Here is a 22,947-nt window from a genome sequence, read left to right on the forward strand (position 1 = left end):
ACCTTATAAATTCGTGGAAGCGCCCGCCGCAGCGTAGTTCTCGTAGCTCTTCATCTGCTTGGCAATCTGCGAAATCTTGCTTGCGTAATCCGGGTCGGTTGCATACCCGGCTTTCTGCAATTCACGTACAAACTGTTCGGGGTTATCGGCCGCCTTCAGCACTTCTTGATAGCGATTGTTGCTCTGCAACAAGGTCACCAGGTCGTGGAAGCTGTCCTGATACGAGGCATAGGAACGGAACTCGGCCGTCTCCTTGACCATCTGCCCATTTCTGAATTCGCTGGTGATCGCCCGTGCCTGGTCGCCCTTCCAACTGCTGCCGGCCTTGATGCCGAACAGGTTGTGGCTGCTGCTACCGTCCTGCTGGCGCATCACCGATTTGCCCCAACCGGTTTCCAGCGCCGCCTGGGCGACCAGGTAGCGTGGATCGACCCCGATGCGGTCGGCGGCCTGCTGCGCCATCGGCAGCATGGTGGCGACGAATTCATCCGCCGAACTGAAGGCTTTCTTCGCCGGCGCCAACGGTGGCTGGGCCACGGCGCGGCCGTAGATCTGCATGCGTCCGTGCGGCACCGCGGCAAAGCTGCGCGAGCGGTTCTTGACCAGCGCGTCGGTAGCGGCCGTGGTGCGCTCCGGCAAGGCCGTCCGGTTGGTGGCGGCACTGTCGGCCGACGGCACGATGCCCGCCAGCAAGCGATCGGTCAGCTTGCTCGGCAGGGAAATGCGCCGCTGGTTGAGCAGCGCCATATCGTTATGGGTACCGCTGTCGGCGGCGCGCTGTGGCTCCAGCGCACGGGAGGCCCACAACGGACGCTGGCCATTGACCCGCGACAACGGGCCGCCCAATGCCGTGGTGCCGGCAGCGATGGCGGTTGGCGTCGCGACCTTTTCAGTCAGCGCGACCTTTTCAGCCTGGCCACCGGGCAAGGTCGAGGCCGCTGCCGCAGTGGTGGATTTGTTCTTCGACATCTGGCGCATCAGCACATCGGCCAGGCCGATACCACCGCCCTCGCGGGACATGGAAACCGCCAGCTGCTGGTCGTACATTTCCTGGTACTGCTTGGCCGCCGGAGTGTTGAGCGGGTTGTCCTTGCCCAGCGCTTCGGTAGCCGAGCGCATGGACTTGAGCATTTCGTTGAGGAACAGCGACTCGAACTCCTGCGCCACCTTGCGCATGTTGGCGTCGCTGTTCTTGTCGCCGACCTTGAGCTGGTTAAGCCGGTTGAGGTCCGAGTAGGAACCCGAATCGCCGCTGCTGACCAGACCGCTCTTGCGAATATCCATGGCCCCTACCTCAAATCACGATCAGGTCGGCTTGCAGCGCGCCGGCCTGTTTCAAGGCTTCGAGGATCGCCATCAGGTCGCCCGGTGCCGCGCCGACCTGGTTCACCGCACGCACGATCTCGTCGAGGGTGGTGCCCGGGCCGAACTTGAACATCGGCTTGGCTTCCTGCTCGGCGTTGACCCGCGAACGCGGCACGACCGCGGTCTGGCCGTTGGACAGCGGACCCGGCTGGCTGACGATCGGGTCTTCGGTGATGGTTACGGTGAGGCTGCCGTGGGTCACTGCGGCTGGCGAGACCTTGACGTTCTGGCCGATGACGATAGTGCCGGTACGCGAGTTGATGATGACCTTGGCCACCGCCTGACCCGGATCGATTTCCAGGTTCTCGAGGATCGACAGGTAGTCGACGCGCTGGCTCGGATCGAGCGGCGCGGTAACACGGATCGAACCGCCGTCGATGGCCTGGGCCACGCCCGGGCCGAGCATGTCGTTGATCTTGTCGACGATGCGCTTGGCGGTGGTGAAGTCGGAACGGTTGAGGTTCAGGGTCAGGCTGTTGCCCTGGTTGAAACCGCTCGGCACCGCGCGCTCCACCGAGGCGCCGCCCGGGATGCGACCGGCCGACGGAACGTTGACCGTGATCTTCGAACCGTCACGGCCCTCGGCGTCGAAACCGCCCACCACCAGGTTGCCCTGGGCGATGGCGTAGACGTTGCCGTCAATCCCCTTGAGCGGCGTCAGCAGCAAGGTGCCGCCGCGCAGGCTCTTGGAGTTACCGATGGAGGACACGGTGATATCCACCTGCTGCCCCGGCTTGGCGAACGCCGGCAGATCGGCGCTCACCGATACCGCCGCGACGTTCTTCAACTGCACGTTGCCGGAACCCGGCGGTACCTTGATGCCGAACTGCGACAGCATGTTGTTGAAGGTCTGCAGGGTGAAGGGTGTCTGGGTCGTCTGGTCGCCGGTGCCGTTAAGCCCGACCACCAGGCCGTAGCCGATCAACTGGTTGGAACGCACGCCGGAAATGCTGGCGATGTCCTTCAGCCGTTCGGCGTGAGCGTTGCAGGCCGCCGAGAGCAACAGCGCGGCCAGCATGAGGCGTTTGAAATTCAACGTAGCCACCTAGAAAGGGAACAGCGGGCTGAGGAAGAAACGGTCGAACCAGCCCGGCTGGCTCGCATCGGCAAAGGCACCGGTACCCGAATAGGTGATGCGCGCGTCGGCGACGCGGGTCGAGGACACCGTGTTGTCGGTGGCGATATCGTCGGCACGCACCAGGCCGGCAATCCGCACCAGCTCGTCGCCGGTGTTGAGGGTCAGCCACTTCTCGCCACGCACGGCGATGATGCCGTTGGGCAACACGTCGGCCACCGTCACGGTGATCGAGCCGGTCAGGCTGTTGCTCTGGCCGGACTTGCTGTCGCCCTTGGTGGCCCGGTCGCCGCTGTAGCCGACATCGAGGCTCAGGTCACCGCTACCTATCGGGTCATTGGTGCTCAGGCCGCCACCGAAAAACGAAGTCAGGCCGATGCCGGTCTTGCTGTTCTTGTCGATCTGCGAGTTGGCGTTCTTGCTCGCCTGGGTCCGCTCGTTGAGGGTGATGGTGATGATGTCGCCCACGCGGAACGCCTTGCGGTCGCTGTACAGGTTCTGCTCGAAGCCGGCCTGGTAGATCGAGCCGTTGTTGGCCGCAGCCGGCAACGGAGTACGCGGCAACACCGGAGCGTAATACGGGTCATTGGGCTTCGGTGGCGGGGCCACGCAGCCCGCGAGCACGACGAACCCACTCAGTGCGAGAACAGATACAAAGCGATTCATGACCCTACCTCATGGTGCTGCAGGCGGCCGCTGGGCCGCCCCTAGGACTTGATTACAGATTCTGCGTGACGAACGAGAGCATCTGGTCGGCGGTGGAGATCACCTTGGAGTTCATCTCGTAGGCGCGCTGGGTGGTGATCATGTTGACCATCTCCTCAACGGTGCTGACGTTGGAGGTTTCCAGGGTGTTCTGCAGGGTGGTGCCGAAACCGTTGAGGCCCGGGGTACCGACTTGCGGCGCGCCACTGGCGGCGGTTTCCAGGAACAGGTTGTTGCCCGTCGCTTGCAGGCCGGCCGGATTGATGAAGTCGGCGGTCTGCAGGTTGCCGATCACTTGCGAGGCCGGGTTGCCGGCGGTGGTGATCGAGACGGTGCCGTCCTGGCCCACGGTGAAGGTCTGGGCATCGTTCGGTACGACGATCGCCGGTTCCAGCGCGAAGCCGTTGGCGGTGACGATCTGGCCGTTGGAGTCCAGGTGGAAGGTGCCGTCACGGGTGTAGGAAGTGGTGCCGTCCGGTTGCAGTATCTGGAAGAAACCGCGGCCGTTGATGGCCATGTCCAGCGGCTGCTCGGTGGTCTGCAGGCTGCCGGCGGTGAAATTCTTCTGGGTGCCGACGATGCGCACACCAGTACCCAGTTGCAGGCCCGACGGCAGCTCGCTGTCCTGGGTCGACTGGGCGCCAGGCTGACGCTTGATCTGATACAGCAGGTCCTGGAACTCGGCGCGATCACGTTTGAAGCCCGTGGTCGAAACGTTCGCCAGGTTGTTGGAAATGGTGGTCAGGTTAGTGTCCTGGGCGGACAGACCTGTTTTGGCAACCCACAGAGCCGGAAGCATTCGATTCTCCTCGTGCGCCTGTTTTACGGCGCGACGTACTGGTAATTAGCTGATCTGCAAGACCCGAGCCATGGCCTGGTCGTCTTCTTTGGCGGTGTTCATCATCTTGATGTGCAGTTCGAACTGCTTGGAGAGCGCCAGCACCGAGGTCATTTCCTCGACCGCATTGACGTTGCTCGACTCGAGGAAACCCGAGACCAGTTGCACATTGGCGTCAGCCGCTGCCGGCTTGCCGTCCTTGGTATGGATCGAACCGTCCAGCCCCTTGGTCATGTTCTTCAGGTCCGGGTTGACCAGCTTGATGCGGTCGACCTCGGCCATCACCCGTGGGCCTTCGCCCATGGCGCGGATGCTGATGGTGCCGTCCTGGCCGACTTCCACCTGCTGCTCCGGCGGCACGGCGATCGGGCCGCCGTTGCCGATCACCGGCATGCCGTTGCCGGCACGCAACACGCCCAGGGCGTCGATATTCAGGCTGCCGGTGCGCACGTAGCTTTCACCGCCATCCGGGGTCTGCACGGCGATCCAGCCATTGCCGCTGACCGCCACGTCGAGGTCGCGACCGGTTTCCACCAGCGAGCCCGGGGTGAAATCGGTAGCCGGACGCTCGGACATGGCAAAGGCCCGCGCCGGAAAGCTGTCACCAAACACCGGCATCGAACGCGCCTGCTCCAGGTCGCGCTGAAAACCGTTGGTGGAGATGTTCGCCAGGTTGTTGGCATGCGCCTTTTGCGCCAGCGCATTCTGGCTGGCACCGGTCATGGCCACATAAAGGTACTTGTCCACAGTCTTTCCTCTGCATGTCGGACGTTTGCCGTCCACCGCTGTACTGCTGAGCCATAAGCAATAAGCGCACCAACTTGTTTTTCGGGCGGCCGAAGGCAGGAAATCCGGGAGCTTGAGGGCGATCGAAGGAAATCGAGCGATTGTGTCAAAGACGAAAAACCGGCGCAGATATGCCGCTTACGGCAAGGCTCGGCCTCTGCAGCGCAACAAGGCTCTGTAGCCGCTGCCGCAGGCTGCGATTGACTGCGAAGCAGACGCCAACCCCATACCCGCGATCTGATCGAGGTAATACGCTGCCAGCCTTGCGAGCCCTTCGGACTCGATCGCAGCCTGCGGCAGCGGCTACAAGAGTTCAGCTCTCGCCAGCGCCCTTGCCCACTTCGTATTCGCGCAGCTTGTTGGCGATGGTGGTGTGCGACACGCCCAGGCGCTTGCCCAGCTGGCGGCTGCTGGGGTGCTCGGAATACAGGCGTTCGAGGACGGCCTTTTCGAAGCGCCCGACGATGTCGTCGAGGCCGCCTTCCAGGGAGAAGTCGCCAAGGGGTTGGCGCACGCCGTAGTCCGGCAGGCGGATGTGTTCGGCCTTGACCGTGCCGCCGTCGCACAGGGACACCGCCTGGAACAGCACGTTTTCCAGCTGCCGCACGTTGCCTGGCCAGTGGTAATGGCTGAGGCGCTCCATGGCCGCCGGCGCCAGCTTGGGCAAGGCGCAGCCGATCTGTCGGCTGGCCTGGTCGAGGAAGTGTTCCACCAGCGGCGTCAGGCCGTCGAGGCATTCACGCAACGGTGGAATATGCAGGGACAGGACATTGAGCCGGTGATACAGGTCCTGGCGGAACTCGCCGCGGGCGCACAGTTCCGACAGGTCGACCTGGGTCGCGCAGATCACCCGCACGTCCAGGTACACCTCTTCGTCGCTGCCGACCCGACGGAAGCAGCCATCCTGCAGAAAGCGCAGGAGCTTGACCTGCAAGCGCGGGCTCATCTCCCCGACCCCGTCGAGAAACAGCGTGCCGCCGGCGGTCAGCTCCAGCAGCCCAAGCTTGCCTTCGGCCCGGGCGCCCTCGAAGGCCCCCGGCCCGTAGCCGAACAGCTCGGTCTCGGCCATGGATTCCGGCAGGCCGGCGCAGTTGAGCGCCATCAGCGGCGATTGCCCGCGCGGGCTGGCCAGGTGGCAGGCGCGCGCCAGCAGTTCCTTGCCGGTGCCGGTCTCGCCCTCGATCAATAGCGGCGCGTCCAGCGGTGCCATGCGCCGCGCTTCGCGCACCACCGCGGCCATGACTTTCGAGCTCTGGAAGATGCTGTCGAAGCCGCGCAACTCCTGCTTGCGCACGTTATAGATGCGCTCGCCGACCCGATCCGCGCGGTGCAATGTCAGCACCGCGCCGGCCATGGCCTCGCTGTCGTCGTGCTCCGATTGCAGCGGCGCGATGTCCGCCAGAAACACGTCACCCTTGACCTTGACCCGCAGGCCGTTGATCCGCGACTTGTTGGCCCGCACCAGTTCCGGCAGGTCGAAATCCTCGGCATAGCGCGACAGCGGAATCCCCGGTACCTCGTCCACCCGTACGCCCAACAGCTGCGCCGCCGCGCGGTTGGCGGCGACGATGGAACCGCCCATGTCGATGGACAACACCGGGAACTCCAGCGCCCCGAGCAGGGCATTGAGCTCCATATGCCGCCGCTCGCTGGGCATCAGCCCGACCCGCTTGACCCCGAACACCCCGGCGATCGACTCGAACTTCGGCCGCAGCGCCTGGAACTGCAGGTTGATCAGGTTCGGGCAATGCAGATAGATGGCATTGCCATGCTCGCCGCCCACCTCACCCCGGGCGACGTTGATGCCGTACTCCACCAGCAGGTTGAGAATGTCGCGCAGGATGCCGATGCGATTCTGGCAGTGGACTTTGATACGCATAAAGGAAAGGCCCGAAACAGGTAATGGAGGGCGTGAACGCCAGAAAGCGGCGTTTTTGGCACCGTCCGGCACGAACTTTCTGCGGTGTGGCGCAGATAATCGTCAAGATTATGTGACAGTCACCGGCCTTTTCAAATCGACTATTCTCAGTAATAGCGGACCCGCGACGCTTTCGTAACGAAAACTTTACGAAATCGGCCCTGATCCGCCCATTACGTTCACGTCAACCTGCTGCATGGGCTGCAACCTTGGGTTATCTCTAGCGTCAACTGATAACAAGAAGCAGCCCCTGACAGGAGAGCAGCATGAAGCAGACGCAGTACGTGGCCCGCGAGCCCGACGCGCAAGGTTTTATCCACTACCCCGATGAAGAACACGCGGTGTGGAACACCCTGATCACTCGTCAGCTGAAAGTGATCGAGGGTCGCGCGTGCCAGGAATACCTGGACGGCATCGAGAAACTCGGCCTGCCCCACGACCGCATCCCGCAGCTGGGCGAAATCAACAAGGTGCTGGGCGCAACCACCGGCTGGCAGGTAGCCCGGGTGCCGGCGCTGATCCCCTTCCAGACCTTCTTCGAATTGCTCGCCAGCAAACAGTTTCCGGTCGCGACCTTTATTCGTACCCGCGAAGAACTGGACTACCTGCAAGAGCCGGACATCTTCCACGAGATCTTTGGCCACTGCCCGCTGCTGACCAATCCCTGGTTCGCCGAATTCACCCACACCTACGGCAAGCTCGGCCTGCAGGCCACCAAGGAAGAACGGGTGTACCTGGCGCGCCTGTACTGGATGACCATCGAATTCGGCCTGCTGGACACCCCGCAAGGCCAGCGCATCTACGGCGGCGGCATCCTCTCCTCGCCGAAGGAAACCGTCTACTGCCTGTCGGACGTGCCCGAACACCAGGCCTTCGACCCGCTGGAAGCGATGCGTACCCCGTACCGCATCGACATCCTGCAACCTATCTACTTTGTGCTGCCCAACCTCAAGCGCCTGTTCGACCTGGCCCATGAAGACATCATGGCCCTGGTGCACCAGGGCATGCAGATGGGCCTGCACGCACCCAAGTTTCCGCCCAAACCCAAGGCGGCCTGAGCACCCTGCCCTCGCGCAGCGCTCATAAAACCCGTAATTTCCAACAAGAACCGATTTCAGGAACCCACCATGACCGCTCTCAACCAAGCCCATTGCGAAGCCTGCCGTGCCGATGCCCCACAAGTCAGCGACGAAGAACTGCCGGTGCTGATCAAGCAGATCCCCGACTGGAACATCGAAGTGCGCGATGGCGTCATGCAGCTGGAAAAAGTCTTCCTGTTCAAAAACTTCAAATTTGCCCTGGCCTTTACCAACGCAATGGGTGAAATTTCCGAGGCAGAAGGTCATCATCCTGGCCTGCTCACCGAATGGGGCAAGGTCACCGTGACCTGGTGGAGCCACTCCATCAAGGGCCTGCACCGCAACGACTTCATCATGGCCGCTCGCACCGACGAAGTGGCCAAGACCGCAGAAGGACGCAAGTAATGCATTTCGACGCCATAGGCCGAGTACCCGGCGACCCGATTCTTGGCCTGATGGAGGCCTATGCGTCGGACAGCAACCCACGCAAGTTCGACCTCGGCGTCGGTGTCTACAAGGATTCCCAGGGGCTGACGCCGATCCCGCAGTCGGTCAAGCTGGCCGAGCAGCGCCTGGTCGACCGGCAGACCACCAAGATCTACATCGGCGGCCACGGCGACGCGGCCTTTGGCAAGGTGATCAATGAACTGGTGCTGGGCGCCGATTCGCAGCTGATCACCGAACGACGCGCCGGCGCCACCCAGACTCCGGGCGGCACCGGCGCGCTGCGCCTGAGCGCCGACTTCATCGCCCACTGCCTGCCGGGCCGTGGCGTGTGGTTGAGCAACCCGACCTGGCCGATCCACGAAACCATCTTTGCCGCCGCCGGCATCCAGGTCAGCCACTACCCTTACGTCGGCAGCGACAATCGCCTCGACGTCGAGGCCATGCTGGCGACCCTGAACCAGGTGCCCAAGGGCGACGTGGTGCTGCTGCATGCCTGCTGCCACAACCCCACCGGTTTCGACCTGAGCCACGACGACTGGCATCGGGTACTGGACGTGGTGCGCAGCCGCAACCTGCTGCCGCTGATCGACTTCGCCTACCAGGGCTTCGGCGACGGCCTGGAGCAGGATGCCTGGGCGGTGCGCCTGTTCGCAGCCGAACTGCCCGAGCTGCTGATCACCAGTTCCTGCTCGAAGAACTTCGGCCTGTACCGCGACCGCACCGGCGCACTGATCGTCTGCACCCGGGACGCGGAAAAGCTGCTGGATGTACGCAGCCAGCTGGCCCACATCGCCCGCAACCTGTGGTCCACCCCGCCGGATCACGGCGCCGCGGTGGTCGCCACCATCCTCGGCGACCCGGAACTGAAAAGCCTCTGGGCCGACGAAGTGGAAGCCATGCGCCTGCGCATCGCCCAGTTGCGCTCGGGCCTGGTGGAAGCGCTGCAACCCTTCGGCCTGGCCGAACGCTTCGCTCACATCGGCGTGCAACGCGGGATGTTCTCCTACACCGGCCTGACGCCGGAACAGGTCGCCACGTTGCGCAACCAGCACAGCGTGTACATGGTCAGCTCCGGCCGGGCCAACGTCGCCGGTATCGACGCCACCCGCCTGGACCTGCTGGCCGAAGCCATCGCCGAAGTCTGCAAAAACTGAAAAAAGCTATCGCGGGCAAGCCTGGCGCCTACGGATGTCACCTGATTCCGTAAGCGCGAGGCTTGCCCGCGATGCCGTTAAAAGCCCCCCGTCCGATGAAACTCCTTTCATCCTAAAACCCCAGATAAAAATCTTTTTGTCATTTCCAGTGCTGTATCCTGCCCAGGCTTTTTAAAAGCGCGGATCTACCCAGCGATTTAAAAAACAGACCTTGCGAGGAGCAACGAACATGCACGAGATTCCTAATCTCCCCTTCCCAAGCCTGCACGAAACTGAGCAGACAACCCCGCAACAAGCCGGCGCCCAACAGCCCGAGCCGAAAGAAGCCGCCTCCAGCCACAAGGCCGACAGCGAAGACTGACCGCAACACCCAGACAGTGTGGAAAGCGCTCTTTGATGCGCTTTCCACACCGCCTGAAACCCGCTTTCGAGAACCGCCTCCATGACCGACACCTTCAGCGAAACCCAAGCCAGTGTGCTGATCGGCACCGCCGAAAAAATGATCGAGATCTGGAACCGCCTGACGCCGGAAAAACAGGCCGCCCTGCTGGCGCGCTTCGGTACCCAGGAAAACGCCCTGGCCGCCCTGGTCACCACACAATTGCTGGCCCCAGCCCAAGCCTGAGCCCGCGGCGCGCAAAAACTTGCGCCAACCCATCGATTTCTCCACCTGAATCGTTTCAACCCTCGGTATCATAAGCAGCCTATCTATCTCTGCCGCGTCCGTGGACCTTTCCCATGCCAGATACCCAGCGCCCCTTGGCGGTCACGCTGCAAGTCGTCTCCATCGTCCTTTTCACCTTTATCGGCTACCTGAACATCGGCATCCCCCTGGCCGTGCTGCCAGGCTACGTGCACAGCGAGCTGGGCTTCGGCGCGGTGATCGCCGGGCTGGTGATCAGCGTGCAATACCTGGCCACCCTGCTCAGCCGCCCCTATGCCGGGAAGATCATCGACAACCTGGGCAGCAAGCGCGCAGTGATGTACGGCCTGGCCGGCTGCGGCCTGAGCGGCGTGTTCATGCTGCTGTCGGCATGGCTGAGCAGCTTGCCGGTGCTGAGCCTGGCCAGCCTGCTGGTCGGGCGCCTGGTGCTGGGCAGCGCCGAGAGCCTGGTGGGCTCGGGCTCCATCGGCTGGGGCATCGGCCGCGTCGGCGCGCAGAACACCGCCAAGGTGATTTCCTGGAACGGTATCGCCAGCTATGGCGCGTTGGCCGTTGGCGCGCCGCTGGGGGTGCTGCTGGTGGATCGCCTGGGGCTGTGGAGCATGGGCGTGAGCATCATCCTGCTGGCGTTCCTCGGCCTGGCGCTGGCCTGGCCGAAACTGGCGGCGCCGATCGTTGCCGGTGAGCGCCTGCCGTTCATCCATGTCCTGGGCCGGGTGTTCCCCCATGGCTGTGGCCTGGCCCTGGGCTCGATCGGTTTTGGCACCATCGCCACCTTCATCACCCTGTATTACGCCACCCAGAACTGGTCCAACGCAGTGCTGTGCCTGAGCCTGTTCGGCGCCAGTTTCATCGGTGCGCGCCTGCTGTTCGGCAACCTGATCAACCGCCTCGGCGGCTTTCGCGTGGCGATCGCCTGCCTGTCGGTGGAAACCCTGGGCCTGCTACTGTTGTGGCTGGCGCCGGATGCCCACTGGGCCCTGGCCGGCGCGGCGTTGAGCGGCTTCGGCTTCTCCCTGGTATTCCCGGCGCTGGGGGTGGAAGCGGTCAACCTGGTCCCCGCCTCCAGCCGCGGCGCGGCGGTGGGCGCCTATTCGCTGTTCATCGACCTCTCGCTGGGGATCACCGGACCGCTGGCCGGGGCGATTGCCGCCGGTTTCGGCTTTGCCTCGATCTTCCTGTTCGCCGCCCTCGCGGCCTGTAGCGGTTTGCTGCTGAGCCTCTACCTGTACCGCCAGGCGCCGAAGTATCGCGAGGAGCGCGGCGAGCGCTAGGTCGGTACTTGTCGTACAGAGCCTAGTAGTCGACCTTGCCGCGGCCGGCCTTGATGTTGCCGCGCTTGCTCTTGGATTCCAGGCGCCGGGTCTTCGAGCCCAGGGTCGGCTTGGTCGGGCGGCGCTTCTTCTCCACCTTGATCGCGTCGAGGATCAACGCCACCAGGCGCTCCAGGGCATCGGCGCGGTTCTGTTCCTGGGTCCGGTATTGCTGGGCCTTGATGACGATCACCCCATCGCTGGTAATGCGACTGTCGCGCAGCGCCAGCAGTCGCTCCTTGTAGAACGGCGGCAGGGACGAGGCCGGAATGTCGAAGCGCAGGTGCACCGCGCTGGAGACCTTGTTGACGTTCTGCCCACCCGCGCCTTGCGCGCGAATGGCAGTCAACTCGATCTCGGCATCCGGCAGATGCACGTTGTTGGAAATCACCAGCATGGAAAAGGAATCCGCTTTCAGGGCGTTCAGGATACCGCGCCTGCGGATTTGCAGCGCCCACAAAAAACCCGGCCGAGGCCGGGTTTTTCGTTACCGCGCAGGTGTCACTTCAGCGAAGCGTTGGCCGCCTGCAGGCTGTGCTGCGCGCTGCGCTTGTTCTTGATGCCGTAGCAGACCCACATGAAAGCGACCCAGACCGGAATCGCGTACACCGAGATCTGGATGCCCGGGATCATCAGCATGATGCCGAGGATGAACACCACGAACGCCAGGCAGACGTAGTTGCCGTAGGGGTACCACAGCGCCTTGAACAGCGGCGATTGTTTCGTGCGGTTCATGTGCTGGCGGAACTTGAAGTGCGAGTAGCTGATCATCGCCCAGTTGATCACCAGGGTCGCGACCACCAGCGACATCAGCAGCTCCAGGGCGTGCTGCGGGATCAGGTAGTTGAGCACCACGGCGACGAAAGTCACCAGCGCCGAGGCCAGGATCGACATCACCGGCACGCCACGCTTGTCGATCTTCGCCAGGACTTTCGGCGCGTCGCCCTGCTCGGCCATGCCCAGCAGCATGCGGCTGTTGCAGTAGGTGCCGCTGTTGTACACCGACAAGGCCGCGGTCAGGACCACGAAGTTGAGGATGTGCGCCGCGGTGTCGCTGCCCAGCATCGAGAACACCTGGACGAACGGGCTGCCGCTATAGGCATCGCCGGAGGCATTCAGGGTCTCCAGCAGGCTGTTCCACGGGGTCAGGGACAACAGCACGACCAGGGCACCGATGTAGAAAATCAGGATGCGGTAGATCACCTGGTTGATGGCCTTGGGAATCACGGTCTTCGGCTTGTCGGCCTCGGCCGCGGTAAAGCCGAGCATCTCCAGGCCACCGAAGGAGAACATGATGATCGCCATGGCCATCACCAGGCCGCTGACGCCATTGGGGAAGAACCCGCCGTGTTCCCACAGGTTGCTCACCGAGGCCTGCGGGCCGCCGTGACCGCTGACCAGCAGGTAGCTACCCAGGGCGATCATGCCGACGATGGCCACCACCTTGATGATCGCGAACCAGAACTCGGCCTCACCGAAGACTTTGACGTTGGCCAGGTTGATCAGGTTGATCAACACGAAAAACGCTGCGGCCGAGGCCCAGGTCGGCACCTCCGGCCACCAGTAGTGCACGTACTTGCCGACCGCGGTCAGCTCCGACATGCCCACCAGGATGTACAGAATCCAGCAGTTCCAGCCCGACAGGAAACCGGCGAAACCGCCCCAGTACTTGTGTGCGAAATGGCTGAAGGAACCGGCCACCGGCTCTTCGACGATCATCTCGCCGAGCTGGCGCATGATCATGAAGGCGATGAAGCCGCAGATGGCATAGCCGAGGATCATCGACGGCCCGGCCGACTTGAGCACGCCGGCAGAGCCCAGGAACAATCCGGTACCGATCGCGCCGCCCAGGGCGATCAGTTGAATATGGCGATTTTTCAGGCCGCGTTTCAGCTCGCCTGAATGCGAGTTTTGTCCACTCATGAAAAGGGTCTCACGCAAGGTTTGATGATGTTCGATAGACGTTGCAGCCGACAGCAGGCTTAAGCAGCGCGGATCAAACCCCAGCGCAGGCACCAGGAGTTCAGCGTTTGTTTAACGGTCATGCGTCACCTGTTTGTTTTTATCTGTGACGAAATCGAACCCACCACGCTTGTGACGCGGCGGAGTGAACAAGGCGGATAGCCTTGAGATTATTGGCCTTGGGAGCGTGTCTCGAGCATTCGAGCCAGGGCTCGTCATGCGTCGAAAGCAGTCGTTGGGGCGCAAAATGCGCGGATACGCAGTTGGGTCACAGTTAAAACGCCGCGCATTGTACACCCCTGACTCCCTGCCGCCAGACGCAGCTTATCAGCGCGTCGGGGGCCGGAATCGCACGGGGCCTGCTCGATGCCTGGCATCGGCGGCAAGGTTCGGGACAGCCCTATCGGGGTCGTCGACAAAGGTACGATAGCAATCGTCCTTCGGTGGGAATCGGTTGAGGTGAGCCACGGCGTACATTGCGCCTCCTTCTTGTTATGCACCTGCACACAGGCATGGGCTGCATCACACCCGCCTTGAGGCCGCGGAACAAGCGGCTTGGAGCCCGACGGCGGGCAATATCCAGGCAGCGCCGGAAGGTTTTTCTTACAGCGCTGGACGAGGCTCGATTCCATGACTCGATAGCGGGTTTTTCGTCAGCATTTCTTTACAGAGTGGAACGTATTTTTTCCACTTCAGATCGGCATCCGCGGCGACTGCAAATTGACGGCCAGCGGTTTTTTATCTGTCTATTCGCTCAGCTTTTTGTTTTTTCTTGATAATTTTTCAACGCAAAAACAGAACAAAAAGTTCAATAAAAATAATTCAATTATTTTTTTGCATTTCAAAAAACCCTGGACTAGGTTTCCAGCCACTTGCCGGACCACACCCCCGGCAAGCCGAGCGGCCACGTTGAGCAGCCAGGGTTTTCACGCACTCCCCCGTAGAACGCCCGAGCCGCCTCACCGACTGCTTTTATCCGAAAAGTCATCTAGGAGATTCACGATGCAAGCACTGGAAAAAGACTTGGACACTGAACTGCAACTGGACGATTGGTTTGAAGCAGCGACCCACGAGGCCGCGGTGGAAATGATGCAAGCCGATGCGGTAGTGCCGTTCGGCACGGCGATGTGGCCTTTGTAAAAACGGCCATCAGGCAGGAGCGGCCCGGCGGTCGCCCCTGCCTCCACTCGCTGTCTGTCAGGGAGGATCCATGGACAACACCGCAGCCATCCGGCATTTCCTTTACTACCTCGAACACCATCCAGCCCTGGCCGACCGCCAGAGCGCCAGGGTCCTGATCGGCCACACCGCCGAGTACACCGCCACCAGCGCCGCCATCATCGAGCAGGCCAGTGAGCCCTTTTGCTTCACTGCCCTGCGCCTCGACCTCGAGCCCACCTCGGTGCTGACCCAGGCCATCGCCGACTGCGATCTGTATATCTTCTTCTACGACTCCTCCACCCTCTCGCCGCCCCGCCCGCAAGGCCCGGAATTCATCCAGGCGCTGCAGGGCGTGATGGCCGAAAACTGGAAGAAATCGCTGCTGTTCAAGGACTACGGCGACTACTTCTACGACACCTTCAGCGTCGAGCCGCAACGCATCGCCGAGCTCAACGCGACCCTGATCCAGCATATGTCCGAGGCCACCACCCTGAGCTTTCGCGACGACCACGGCTCGTACTTCGAAGCGCCGCTGGACAGCATCAAGAAGTGGACCAACATCAACGGCGTGGGCAACTACGACCTGGCCCCCGGAGAAATCGCCAGCCACAGCGAGGCCATCAATGGCCGGGTGAAATTCGTCGGCACCTTCCTCGGCACCATCCCCTTCGCGCGCAAGTACGGCGTGCTGCAATCGCCACTGGAACTGTGGATCGAGAACTCCACCATCAGCCACATCGCCACCGATGTGCCGGGGCTGGCGGAGGACTTCAACAAATACCTGGACGCCAACCCGTCCAACCGGCGCATCGAGGAACTGGGCATCGGCACCAACGAAGGGGTGAAAGACCTCTACGCGCGCAACTCGGGGTTCGAGGAGCGCCATTGCGGCCTGCACCTGGGGCTGGGCGGCGGTGCCAAGGGTAGCCATCACCTGGACCTGATCTTTGCCAGCGGGGTGCTGGCGCTGGACGACAAGCCGGTGTTCGATGGCAGGTTCGTGTTCTGAGCCAACGAGGGTGTCGATATCGATTCCGCTATCGCGAGCAAGCTCGCTCCTACAGGGATGGATCGCTCTTCTGTAGGAGCGAGCTTGCTCGCGATGCGCCAAAGCGCAAAAAAAACGCCAACCCTGAGGTTGGCGTTTTTTCTTGTTGCCTACAGCTTGCAGCTCAAGGCAGCCTCACTCAGGCTTGCGGCGACCGAAACCCGGGCGCTGGCCGGAACCGGCCGGGGCGCCGCGGCGCTTGCCCGACGGTGCATCCTTGTCGACCAGGACAATGCCCGGACGCTTGGACTTCGGCGCTGGCTTGGCCGGGCGCTTGGTGTCGCTCGGACGATCCGCCACTGGCGTACCGCGACCCGACTCACCACGACCGGCAGCCGGACGCGGCGCCCGTGGAGCGCGCTCGCCATCCTGGCGTGGCACGGGCTTGCGGCCCGGACGCTCGCCTTCGATCTGCGGCTCGCGCGACGGGCGCGGAGCACCGGCGGCAGGCGCGCCATGGGCCGGACGCAGGGTCCGCACGCGCTCGCTCTTGCCCACCGGGCGCGAGGATTTGCGCTGCATGCGTTCCAGCTTGTCCTTGCTCTTGGCGTTGAGCTGCGGCAGTGCCACCGGCGTCAGGCCAACCTCGGCGCTGAGGACGTCCACTTCGTACTGGCTCATTTCGCGCCAGCGGCCCATCGGCAAGTCGGAGTTGAGGAACACCGGACCGAAACGCACGCGCTTCAGGCGGCTGACCACCAGGCCCTGGGATTCCCACAGGCGACGTACTTCACGGTTGCGGCCTTCCATCACCACGCAGTGGTACCAGTGGTTGAAACCTTCGCCACCGGGCGCCTGCTGGATGTCGGTGAACTTGGCCGGGCCGTCTTCGAGCATCACGCCGGCTTTCAGGCGCTCGATCATCTCGTCGTCGACTTCGCCACGCACACGTACCGCGTACTCACGGTCCATTTCATAGGACGGGTGCATCAGGCGGTTGGCCAGCTCACCGTCGGTGGTGAACATCAGCAGGCCGGTGGTGTTGATGTCGAGGCGACCGATATTGATCCAGCGGCCTTCCCGTGGACGCGGCAGCTTGTCGAACACAGTCGGGCGGCCTTCCGGGTCGTCACGGGTGCAGATCTCGCCGTCGGGCTTGTTGTACATGATCACGCGGCGGACCGATTCGGACGCTTCTTCGCGCTTGATCACCTTGCCATCGATGGAGATGGCGTCATGCAGGTCGACGCGCAGGCCAAGGGTGGCCTCTTTGCCATTGACCTTGATCCGGCCCTGGCTGATCCAGGACTCCACGTCGCGGCGCGAGCCGACGCCGATACGGGCGAGGACTTTCTGCAGCTTTTCGCCTGCTGGGCCGATTTCCTGTTGGTCTTGCTGATCTTCACTCATCTGGGCACCTCCCGGTGTGTCGATTCAGGCTTGAGTGGCCTGAACGGTAGTAAAAACAGGTCTTGTGGCGAAGGGATCGCCAAAGGGTCGCGAATCATACGCTCATGGCGCCGGTTGCGCATCAGAGACTAGCCGATAAGTGGCGGCCTACCGGTTTTTCCGCTGGCCGGTGGTAGCCCGACATTTGGCCGCCTGACCTGTAGGAGCGAGCGGGCGGCGATCCGGCTTGCCCGCGATCGGCAACGCCAGGGTATGCCTGGCACACCGCATCAACGTTCATCGCGAGCAAGCTTCGCTCCTACAGAAGCGTGGCGTGATCAGTCTTCCTGTTCGCGTCTTTCGTTCTCGATAGCCTCAGCCAGCGCCAGGGCTTCGGCCTCTTCGTCGCTCAACTCTGGAGCCGGCGGTTCCAATGCCGCCACGGCGGCCAGCAGCTTGGCGCGGGCTTCGGCGACGCCGAGCACATCGTCATCGACTTCTTGCTCCTGCTCGTCGCCTGCGTCTGCTTCGAGTTCGGCCTCGTGCTCGGCTTCAAGCTCCGCGTCGTGCTCGACTGGCACTGTGGCTTCGGCTTCGGCTTCGGCACGAGCTTGCGTTTCGGGGTCGATCTCGGCGCCAACCTCGGCGTCGGCAACAAAGTCGTCCCCGGACGAATCCACCGCGCCATCGCGATGCAGGTCGTCGAAGTCGGTCTTGATCCCCTCCTCCATCGAGTCCAGTTCCAGCAGCAAGGTGTGGAAACTGGTCTCTTCCTTCGGTTCTTCCGGCTCGGCACTGGCGTCGGCCAGGGCTTGCAGGCTGGCGGGCACCGGCGCGTCGTCGAAGTCGAGGACCGGCTCGGTTTCGATCTCGCGCAGCTCGGCCAGCGGCGGCAGGTCGTCGAGGTTCTTCAGGTTGAAGTGATCGAGAAACGCCTTGGTGGTGGCGAACATCGCCGGCTTGCCCGGCACGTCACGGTAGCCGACCACCCGAATCCACTCGCGCTCCAGCAGGGTCTTGACGATCTGGCTGTTGACCGCCACGCCCCGCACATCTTCGATCTCGCCACGGGTGATCGGCTGACGGTAGGCAATCAGCGCCAGGGTTTCCAGCATCGCCCGGGAGTAACGCTGGGGCCGCTCTTCCCATAGCCGGCCGACCCAGGGCGCGAATTTTTCCCGCACCTGCAGGCGATAACCGGAGGCCACTTCCTTGAGTTCGAAGGCCCGACCTTCGCAGGATTTACCCAGAATGGTCAGGGCCTTCTTGAAGACCGCAGGGTCCGGACGCTCGCCTTCCTCGAAGAGTTCGAACAGGCGCTCCATGGATTGCGGTTTTCCCGAGGCCAACAGAAAGGCTTCAAGCAGCGGCGCCAGCTCGCGGGGTTCATTCAGATTCATTGTTTCAGCTCGTTATTCGGCTCGCGCCCGCACATGGATAGCCGTGAAAGGCTCATTCTGTACCAGCTCGACCAGGGATTCCTTGACCAGCTCGAGGATCGCCATGAAGGTCACCACCACCCCCAGGCGTCCTTCTTCCGCGGTGAACAGCTCGACAAAGGGCACAAAACCACCGCCCTTGAGCCGCTCCAGCACCTCGCTCATACGCTCGCGGGTGGACAGCGCCTCGCGGCTGATCTGATGGCTTTCGAACATGTCGCCCCGGCGCAGCACCTCGGCCATGGACATCAGCACCTCTTCCAGGGCGACATCCGGCAGCAGCTTGCGCGCCCGGGCTTCCGGGGCGTCGAGCTTGGGCACTATGACGTCGCGGCCGACCCGGCTCAGGCCGTCGATGCCTTCGGCGGCGGCCTTGAAGCGCTCGTACTCCTGCAGGCGGCGGATCAGTTCGGCGCGCGGGTCTTCCTCTTCCTCTTCCACCTCGGCCGAGCGCGGCAACAGCATGCGCGACTTGATCTCGGCCAGCATGGCCGCCATCACCAGGTACTCGGCGGCCAGCTCCAGGCGCACCGACTGCATCAACTCGACATAGCCCATGTACTGGCGGGTGATTTCCGCCACCGGGATGTCGAGGATGTCGATGTTCTGTTTGCGGATCAGGTACAGCAGCAGGTCGAGCGGGCCTTCGAAGGCTTCGAGAAAGACTTCCAGGGCGTCCGGCGGGATGTACAGGTCCAGCGGCATTTCCATGACCGCCTGGCCGTAGACCATCGCAAAGGGCAGCTCTTGCTGCGCTCCGGCCTGGTCGTCAACGTGTTCCACTGCGGACATTCAGGCCTCGACCATGAAGGGAGCCGGGTCGCCGCAGCCGATACGGATCACTTCCGGCTCGCCATCGGCCAGGTTGATCACGGTGGAGGCCATGATGCCACCAAAACCACCATCGATGATCAGGTCGACCTGATGCTCGAGCAGTTGGCGCATTTCATAAGGATCGTTCATCGGCTCGGTTTCACCGGGCATGATCAGGCTGACGCTCATCAGCGGCTCGCCGAGCTCGGCCAGCAGCGCCAGAGCGATCGGGTGGCTCGGCACCCGCAGGCCAATGGTGCGTTTCTTCGGGTGCAGCAACAGCCGTGGCACTTCGCGGGTGGCGTTGAGGATGAAGGTGTAAGGCCCCGGCAGGTGCGCCTTGAGCAGGCGAAAGGTGCCGGTATCGATCTTGGCGAACAGGCCCAGCTGCGACAGGTCGCTGCAGATCAGCGCGAAGTTGTGTTTGTCATCCAGTTGCCGCAGGCGCCGCACGCGCTCGACCGCGCTCTTGTCGCCGATCTGGCAGCCAATGGCGTAGGACGAGTCGGTCGGGTAGATCACCACGCCACCTGAGCGGATGATTTCGACAGCCTGTTTGATCAGGCGCGGTTGCGGGTTTTCCGGATGAATCTGGAAAAATTGACTCACATTCTCTACCTGTTCAGACGGCGGCAATAATTGGGTCATGTTTGAACCGACACCAGAGCGGCGGCAGATCCTCCGGAACAGGGCGATACTCGCCTATCTCGGACCAGCCTCCAGGGCCATGAAAATCACTGCCGGCGCTCACCAGCAGACCGAACTCCCGAGCAAGGATGGCCAGGCTGCCCACCTGCTCGGCGGGTTGATGGCCGTTGACCACCTCGATCGCGTGGCCACCTGCTTGAATATAGTCGGCAATCAGGCGGCGACGTTTGCTGCGGGTGAAATCGTAGTGCCAGGGATGGGCCAGGCTGACCCAGGCCCCCGCCGCGCGTAGCGTCTCGACGGTTTCCTCGAGGGTCGGCCAGTGCTGCTTGACGTCGCCCAGCTTGCCGGCCCCCAGCCACTTGCGAAAGGCTTCGGCGCGGTCCTTCACGAAACCGGCGCGCACCAGGTAATCGGCGAAGTGCGGCCGGGCCGGCGCATTGCCGCTGTCGCCCAGTTCCTGCTGGATCGCCCGGGCCCCTTCGAGGGCACCCGGCATGCCTTTGAGCGCGAGTTTGCGGCTTATTTCTTCGGAACGCAGCCAGCGACCGTCGTGCAATTTGCCGATGGCTTCGACCAATGACGGCGCATTGACGTCGAAACCGTAGCCCAGCACATGAATGGTCGCCCCACCCCAGGTGCAGGACAATTCGACGCCATTGACCAGTTGCATGCCCAGTTCCCGGGCCGCGAGGCGAGCCTCGTCGAGGCCTTCCAGGGTGTCATGATCGGTCAGGGCCAGGACTCGCACGCCTTTCTCGAACGCACGCGCAACCAGAGCCGCGGGCGCCAGGGCGCCATCGGAGGCCGTGCTGTGGCAGTGCAAATCAACATTCACGGGACTGTTCAACCTCAAGTCAGCTGGCGCTTTCGCTGCCATGGATGTTTGTTATTATGCCGCCACATCCTGCTTCTGGCTGCCACTGTGAAACAATTCATCGACTTCATCCCGCTGTTCCTGTTTTTCATCGTCTACAAAATTGATCCCCGAGTCGTCGACATTGCCGGTCAACAACTGACCGTAGGCGGTATCTACAGCGCCACGGCGGTGTTGATCATCAGTTCCCTGGTGGTATACGGCGCGCTGTTCATCTCCCAGCGCAAACTGGAGAAAAGCCAGTGGCTGACCCTGGTCGCCTGCCTGGTGTTCGGCAGCCTGACCCTGGCCTTCCACAGCGAAACCTTCCTCAAATGGAAGGCGCCGGTGGTCAACTGGCTGTTCGCCCTGGCCTTTATCGGCAGCCACTTCATCGGCGACCGCCTGCTGATCAAGCGCATCATGGGCCACGCGCTGACCCTGCCGGAGCCGGTCTGGACCCGCCTGAACATCGCCTGGATCGCCTTCTTCCTGTTCTGCGGCGCCGCCAACCTGTTCGTCGCCTTCACCTTCCAGAGCATCTGGGTCGACTTCAAGGTCTTCGGCAGCCTGGGCATGACCGTGCTGTTCCTGGTCGGCCAGGGCATCTACCTGTCGCGCCATCTTCACGACACCGAACCCACCACTTCGAAAACCGAGGACTGACATGCTTTACGCAATCATTGCTACAGACGTCGCCAACTCCCTGGAAAACCGCCTGGCCGCGCGCCCGGCGCATCTGGAGCGGTTGCAGCAGCTCAAGGCCGAAGGTCGCGTGGTACTGGCCGGGCCACACCCTGCCGTCGACAGCAATGATCCCGGTGCCGCGGGCTTCACCGGCAGCCTGATCATCGCCGAATTCGACTCGCTGAGCGCCGCCCAGGCCTGGGCCGACGCCGATCCTTACGTCGCCGCCGGTGTCTATGCCAGCGTCGTGGTCAAGCCGTTCAAGCAAGTCCTGCCGTAAATCCTCTCCCGCGCGGTGAACCTTATGGGTTCATCGCGCTCTCAATCGCTCATTATTCTCGTTTGACTGCCGACAACTTGCCCAACACTCGATTGGAATCAGGAGTTCCGATGCGCCAAGCTCCGTTGTGCCTGTTGTTGGTCATGTTAACGATCGGGGCGAGCGCCTCTGCCGAAGAAACCGCGGACCCGGGACATTCCACGCCTTTGTCCCTGAGTGCCGGCAACCAGATCAGCGAATTGCAGCAACGCCTGAAAGATAGCGAGCACCAGCGCGAAGAGCTGACCCGGCAATTGCAGAGCGCCGACAGCGAGCGCGAAAGCGCCCAGCTAAGCCGCCTGCGCCAGGAGAACCAGCGCCTCAAGCTGCAACTGCGCGAAGCCCAGGCCAGTTCCGCGCCGCGCCTGCTGACCGATCAGCAGCAATGGTTCGTCACCGGCGCCGGGGTAGCGCTATTGGCCCTGCTCTGCGGTATCTTCGCCAGTGGTGGACATAGGAAGCGTCGACAATGGCTAAATTGAGTGATTCATGAGCGAGCTGTTACTGATTGACGATGACCAGGAGCTCTGCGAACTCCTGACCAGTTGGCTGGGCCAGGAAGGTTTTCAGGTACGGGCCTGCCACGATGGCCTGAGCGCCCGGCGCGCCCTGGCCGACCACGCTCCGGCGGCGGTGGTGCTGGACGTGATGCTGCCCGACGGCAGCGGCCTGGAACTGCTCAAGCAGTTGCGCAACGACCACCCGGACTTGCCGGTGCTGATGCTTTCGGCCCGCGGCGAGCCCCTGGACCGCATCCTCGGCCTGGAACTGGGCGCCGACGACTACCTGGCCAAGCCCTGCGACCCACGCGAACTGACCGCCCGCCTGCGCGCCGTGCTGCGCCGCAGCCACCCGACCGCGGTGTCCAGCCAGATGGAGCTGGGCGACCTGTGTTTCAGCCCGGTACGCGGCGTGGTCAGCATCGACGAACAGGACATCACCCTCACCGTTTCCGAAAGCCGCCTGCTGGAAGCCTTGCTCAAGCAACCGGGCGAACCGCTGGACAAGCAGGAGCTGGCGCAGATCGCCCTGGGCCGCAAGCTGACCCTGTACGACCGCAGCCTGGACATGCACGTCAGCAACCTGCGCAAGAAGATCGGCCCGCACCCCGACGGCCGCCCGCGCATCGTCGCCCTGCGCAGCCGTGGCTACTACTACAGCCTCTGAACAGATTCCTGATCCTTGTAGCCGCTGCCGCAGGCTGCGATAGGGCCGCAGGCCCTCCTGCATTCGCAAGATCCCTGCGACCGTACCGGTCGTTCGCAGCCTCGCAGGCTCGGCAGCGGCTACAGGGGTTATGTCAGTTTCGCCAAAAACGTCTTTACCCAAGCTTTACCCTTC

General features: G+C 62.9%; 25 protein-coding genes. 12 read left to right on the forward strand and 13 right to left on the reverse strand.

Annotated features, from left to right (window positions below; genetic code table 11):
• Window positions 1-3: 3 nt before the first annotated feature.
• From flgJ to J4D28_RS05015, 6 genes are all read right to left on the reverse strand, one after another.
• Window positions 4-1,284, reverse strand: coding sequence for a flagellar assembly peptidoglycan hydrolase FlgJ (gene flgJ / locus J4D28_RS04990; protein ID WP_103331165.1), 1,281 nt, complete (start codon window positions 1,282-1,284; stop codon window positions 4-6).
• 10 nt (window positions 1,285-1,294) lie between these two features.
• Entirely contained in the window at window positions 1,295-2,383 is a 1,089-nt protein-coding gene (locus tag J4D28_RS04995; RefSeq protein WP_053268480.1) for a flagellar basal body P-ring protein FlgI, read from the reverse strand.
• Between the two features lie 27 nt (window positions 2,384-2,410).
• Window positions 2,411-3,106 carry a flagellar basal body L-ring protein FlgH gene (gene flgH, locus J4D28_RS05000; protein ID WP_009047673.1) on the reverse strand — a complete coding sequence of 232 codons (696 nt, stop codon included), beginning with the start codon at window positions 3,104-3,106 and terminating at the stop codon, window positions 2,411-2,413.
• Between the two features lie 52 nt (window positions 3,107-3,158).
• Window positions 3,159-3,944 (reverse strand): flagellar basal-body rod protein FlgG, encoded by a 786-nt coding sequence (flgG, locus tag J4D28_RS05005; RefSeq protein ID WP_009047672.1) that lies wholly within the window; start codon window positions 3,942-3,944, stop codon window positions 3,159-3,161.
• Window positions 3,945-3,989: 45 nt separating this feature from the next.
• Window positions 3,990-4,730 carry a flagellar basal body rod protein FlgF gene (locus J4D28_RS05010; RefSeq protein WP_009047671.1) on the reverse strand — a complete coding sequence of 247 codons (741 nt, stop codon included), beginning with the start codon at window positions 4,728-4,730 and terminating at the stop codon, window positions 3,990-3,992.
• A gap of 352 nt (window positions 4,731-5,082) precedes the next feature.
• Window positions 5,083-6,648, reverse strand: a complete 1,566-nt coding sequence (locus tag J4D28_RS05015; RefSeq protein ID WP_009047670.1) for a sigma-54-dependent phenylalanine hydroxylase transcriptional regulator PhhR — start codon at window positions 6,646-6,648, stop codon at window positions 5,083-5,085.
• A 305-nt stretch (window positions 6,649-6,953) separates the two neighbouring features.
• Between J4D28_RS05015 and phhA the strand changes: the two genes are divergently transcribed.
• From phhA to J4D28_RS05040, 6 genes are all read left to right on the forward strand, one after another.
• Window positions 6,954-7,745, forward strand: coding sequence for a phenylalanine 4-monooxygenase (phhA, locus tag J4D28_RS05020; protein ID WP_007930098.1), 792 nt, complete (start codon window positions 6,954-6,956; stop codon window positions 7,743-7,745).
• A gap of 69 nt (window positions 7,746-7,814) precedes the next feature.
• The gene (locus J4D28_RS05025) at window positions 7,815-8,171 is read left to right on the forward strand and encodes a 4a-hydroxytetrahydrobiopterin dehydratase (protein WP_007930096.1); all 357 of its coding nucleotides are present in this window, start codon (window positions 7,815-7,817) and stop codon (window positions 8,169-8,171) included.
• Complete coding sequence (locus tag J4D28_RS05030) at window positions 8,171-9,367, forward strand: amino acid aminotransferase (RefSeq protein WP_009047669.1); 1,197 nt, start codon at window positions 8,171-8,173, stop codon at window positions 9,365-9,367. Before J4D28_RS05025 ends, J4D28_RS05030 begins: the two co-directional genes overlap by 1 nt.
• A gap of 229 nt (window positions 9,368-9,596) precedes the next feature.
• A complete protein-coding gene (locus J4D28_RS30395; RefSeq protein ID WP_009047668.1) occupies window positions 9,597-9,728 on the forward strand; it encodes a hypothetical protein in 132 nt (43 codons plus the stop codon).
• A gap of 81 nt (window positions 9,729-9,809) precedes the next feature.
• Window positions 9,810-9,992 (forward strand): hypothetical protein, encoded by a 183-nt coding sequence (locus J4D28_RS05035; protein WP_025805162.1) that lies wholly within the window; start codon window positions 9,810-9,812, stop codon window positions 9,990-9,992.
• 113 nt (window positions 9,993-10,105) lie between these two features.
• Window positions 10,106-11,305: an MFS transporter gene (locus J4D28_RS05040; protein ID WP_016702272.1), complete on the forward strand. Its 1,200-nt coding sequence runs from the start codon at window positions 10,106-10,108 to the stop codon at window positions 11,303-11,305.
• Between the two features lie 22 nt (window positions 11,306-11,327).
• Here J4D28_RS05040 and arfB read toward each other — a convergent pair whose 3' ends face one another.
• Window positions 11,328-11,741: an alternative ribosome rescue aminoacyl-tRNA hydrolase ArfB gene (gene arfB / locus J4D28_RS05045; RefSeq protein ID WP_029526192.1), complete on the reverse strand. Its 414-nt coding sequence runs from the start codon at window positions 11,739-11,741 to the stop codon at window positions 11,328-11,330.
• Window positions 11,742-11,845: 104 nt separating this feature from the next.
• Complete coding sequence (locus J4D28_RS05050; protein ID WP_016702274.1) at window positions 11,846-13,267, reverse strand: amino acid permease; 1,422 nt, start codon at window positions 13,265-13,267, stop codon at window positions 11,846-11,848.
• Window positions 13,268-14,308: 1,041 nt separating this feature from the next.
• On the opposite strand from J4D28_RS05050, the gene J4D28_RS05055 reads away from it, so the two are divergent.
• Both J4D28_RS05055 and J4D28_RS05060 read left to right on the forward strand, forming a co-directional pair.
• Entirely contained in the window at window positions 14,309-14,446 is a 138-nt protein-coding gene (locus J4D28_RS05055; protein ID WP_007930088.1) for a hypothetical protein, read from the forward strand.
• Between the two features lie 70 nt (window positions 14,447-14,516).
• Entirely contained in the window at window positions 14,517-15,476 is a 960-nt protein-coding gene (locus tag J4D28_RS05060; RefSeq protein WP_103331164.1) for a leucyl aminopeptidase, read from the forward strand.
• 174 nt (window positions 15,477-15,650) lie between these two features.
• Here J4D28_RS05060 and rluB read toward each other — a convergent pair whose 3' ends face one another.
• The 5 genes from rluB to J4D28_RS05085 all read right to left on the reverse strand — a co-directional run bounded on the left by rluB (window position 15,651) and on the right by J4D28_RS05085 (window position 20,582).
• The gene (rluB, locus tag J4D28_RS05065) at window positions 15,651-16,865 is read right to left on the reverse strand and encodes a 23S rRNA pseudouridine(2605) synthase RluB (protein ID WP_009047663.1); all 1,215 of its coding nucleotides are present in this window, start codon (window positions 16,863-16,865) and stop codon (window positions 15,651-15,653) included.
• Between the two features lie 317 nt (window positions 16,866-17,182).
• Entirely contained in the window at window positions 17,183-18,244 is a 1,062-nt protein-coding gene (gene scpB, locus J4D28_RS05070) for an SMC-Scp complex subunit ScpB (protein WP_103331163.1), read from the reverse strand.
• A 12-nt stretch (window positions 18,245-18,256) separates the two neighbouring features.
• Window positions 18,257-18,955: a ScpA family protein gene (locus J4D28_RS05075; protein ID WP_172667002.1), complete on the reverse strand. Its 699-nt coding sequence runs from the start codon at window positions 18,953-18,955 to the stop codon at window positions 18,257-18,259.
• Between the two features lie 120 nt (window positions 18,956-19,075).
• Window positions 19,076-19,705: an L-threonylcarbamoyladenylate synthase gene (locus J4D28_RS05080; RefSeq protein WP_009042694.1), complete on the reverse strand. Its 630-nt coding sequence runs from the start codon at window positions 19,703-19,705 to the stop codon at window positions 19,076-19,078.
• 13 nt (window positions 19,706-19,718) lie between these two features.
• The gene (locus J4D28_RS05085; RefSeq protein ID WP_009047660.1) at window positions 19,719-20,582 is read right to left on the reverse strand and encodes a PHP domain-containing protein; all 864 of its coding nucleotides are present in this window, start codon (window positions 20,580-20,582) and stop codon (window positions 19,719-19,721) included.
• Window positions 20,583-20,669: 87 nt separating this feature from the next.
• On the opposite strand from J4D28_RS05085, the gene J4D28_RS05090 reads away from it, so the two are divergent.
• From J4D28_RS05090 to J4D28_RS05105, 4 genes are all read left to right on the forward strand, one after another.
• Window positions 20,670-21,266 (forward strand): septation protein A, encoded by a 597-nt coding sequence (locus J4D28_RS05090; protein WP_009047659.1) that lies wholly within the window; start codon window positions 20,670-20,672, stop codon window positions 21,264-21,266.
• A gap of 1 nt (window position 21,267) precedes the next feature.
• Window positions 21,268-21,567: a YciI family protein gene (locus J4D28_RS05095; RefSeq protein WP_009047658.1), complete on the forward strand. Its 300-nt coding sequence runs from the start codon at window positions 21,268-21,270 to the stop codon at window positions 21,565-21,567.
• A gap of 110 nt (window positions 21,568-21,677) precedes the next feature.
• Window positions 21,678-22,088, forward strand: a complete 411-nt coding sequence (locus J4D28_RS05100; RefSeq protein WP_009047657.1) for a translation initiation factor 2 — start codon at window positions 21,678-21,680, stop codon at window positions 22,086-22,088.
• Between the two features lie 7 nt (window positions 22,089-22,095).
• Entirely contained in the window at window positions 22,096-22,773 is a 678-nt protein-coding gene (locus J4D28_RS05105; protein WP_009047656.1) for a response regulator transcription factor, read from the forward strand.
• The last annotated feature ends 174 nt before the right edge of the window (window positions 22,774-22,947 follow it).

Source organism: Pseudomonas sp. GW531-T4, from assembly GCF_017349615.1.
GTDB lineage: Bacteria > Pseudomonadota > Gammaproteobacteria > Pseudomonadales > Pseudomonadaceae > Aquipseudomonas > Aquipseudomonas chlororaphis_I.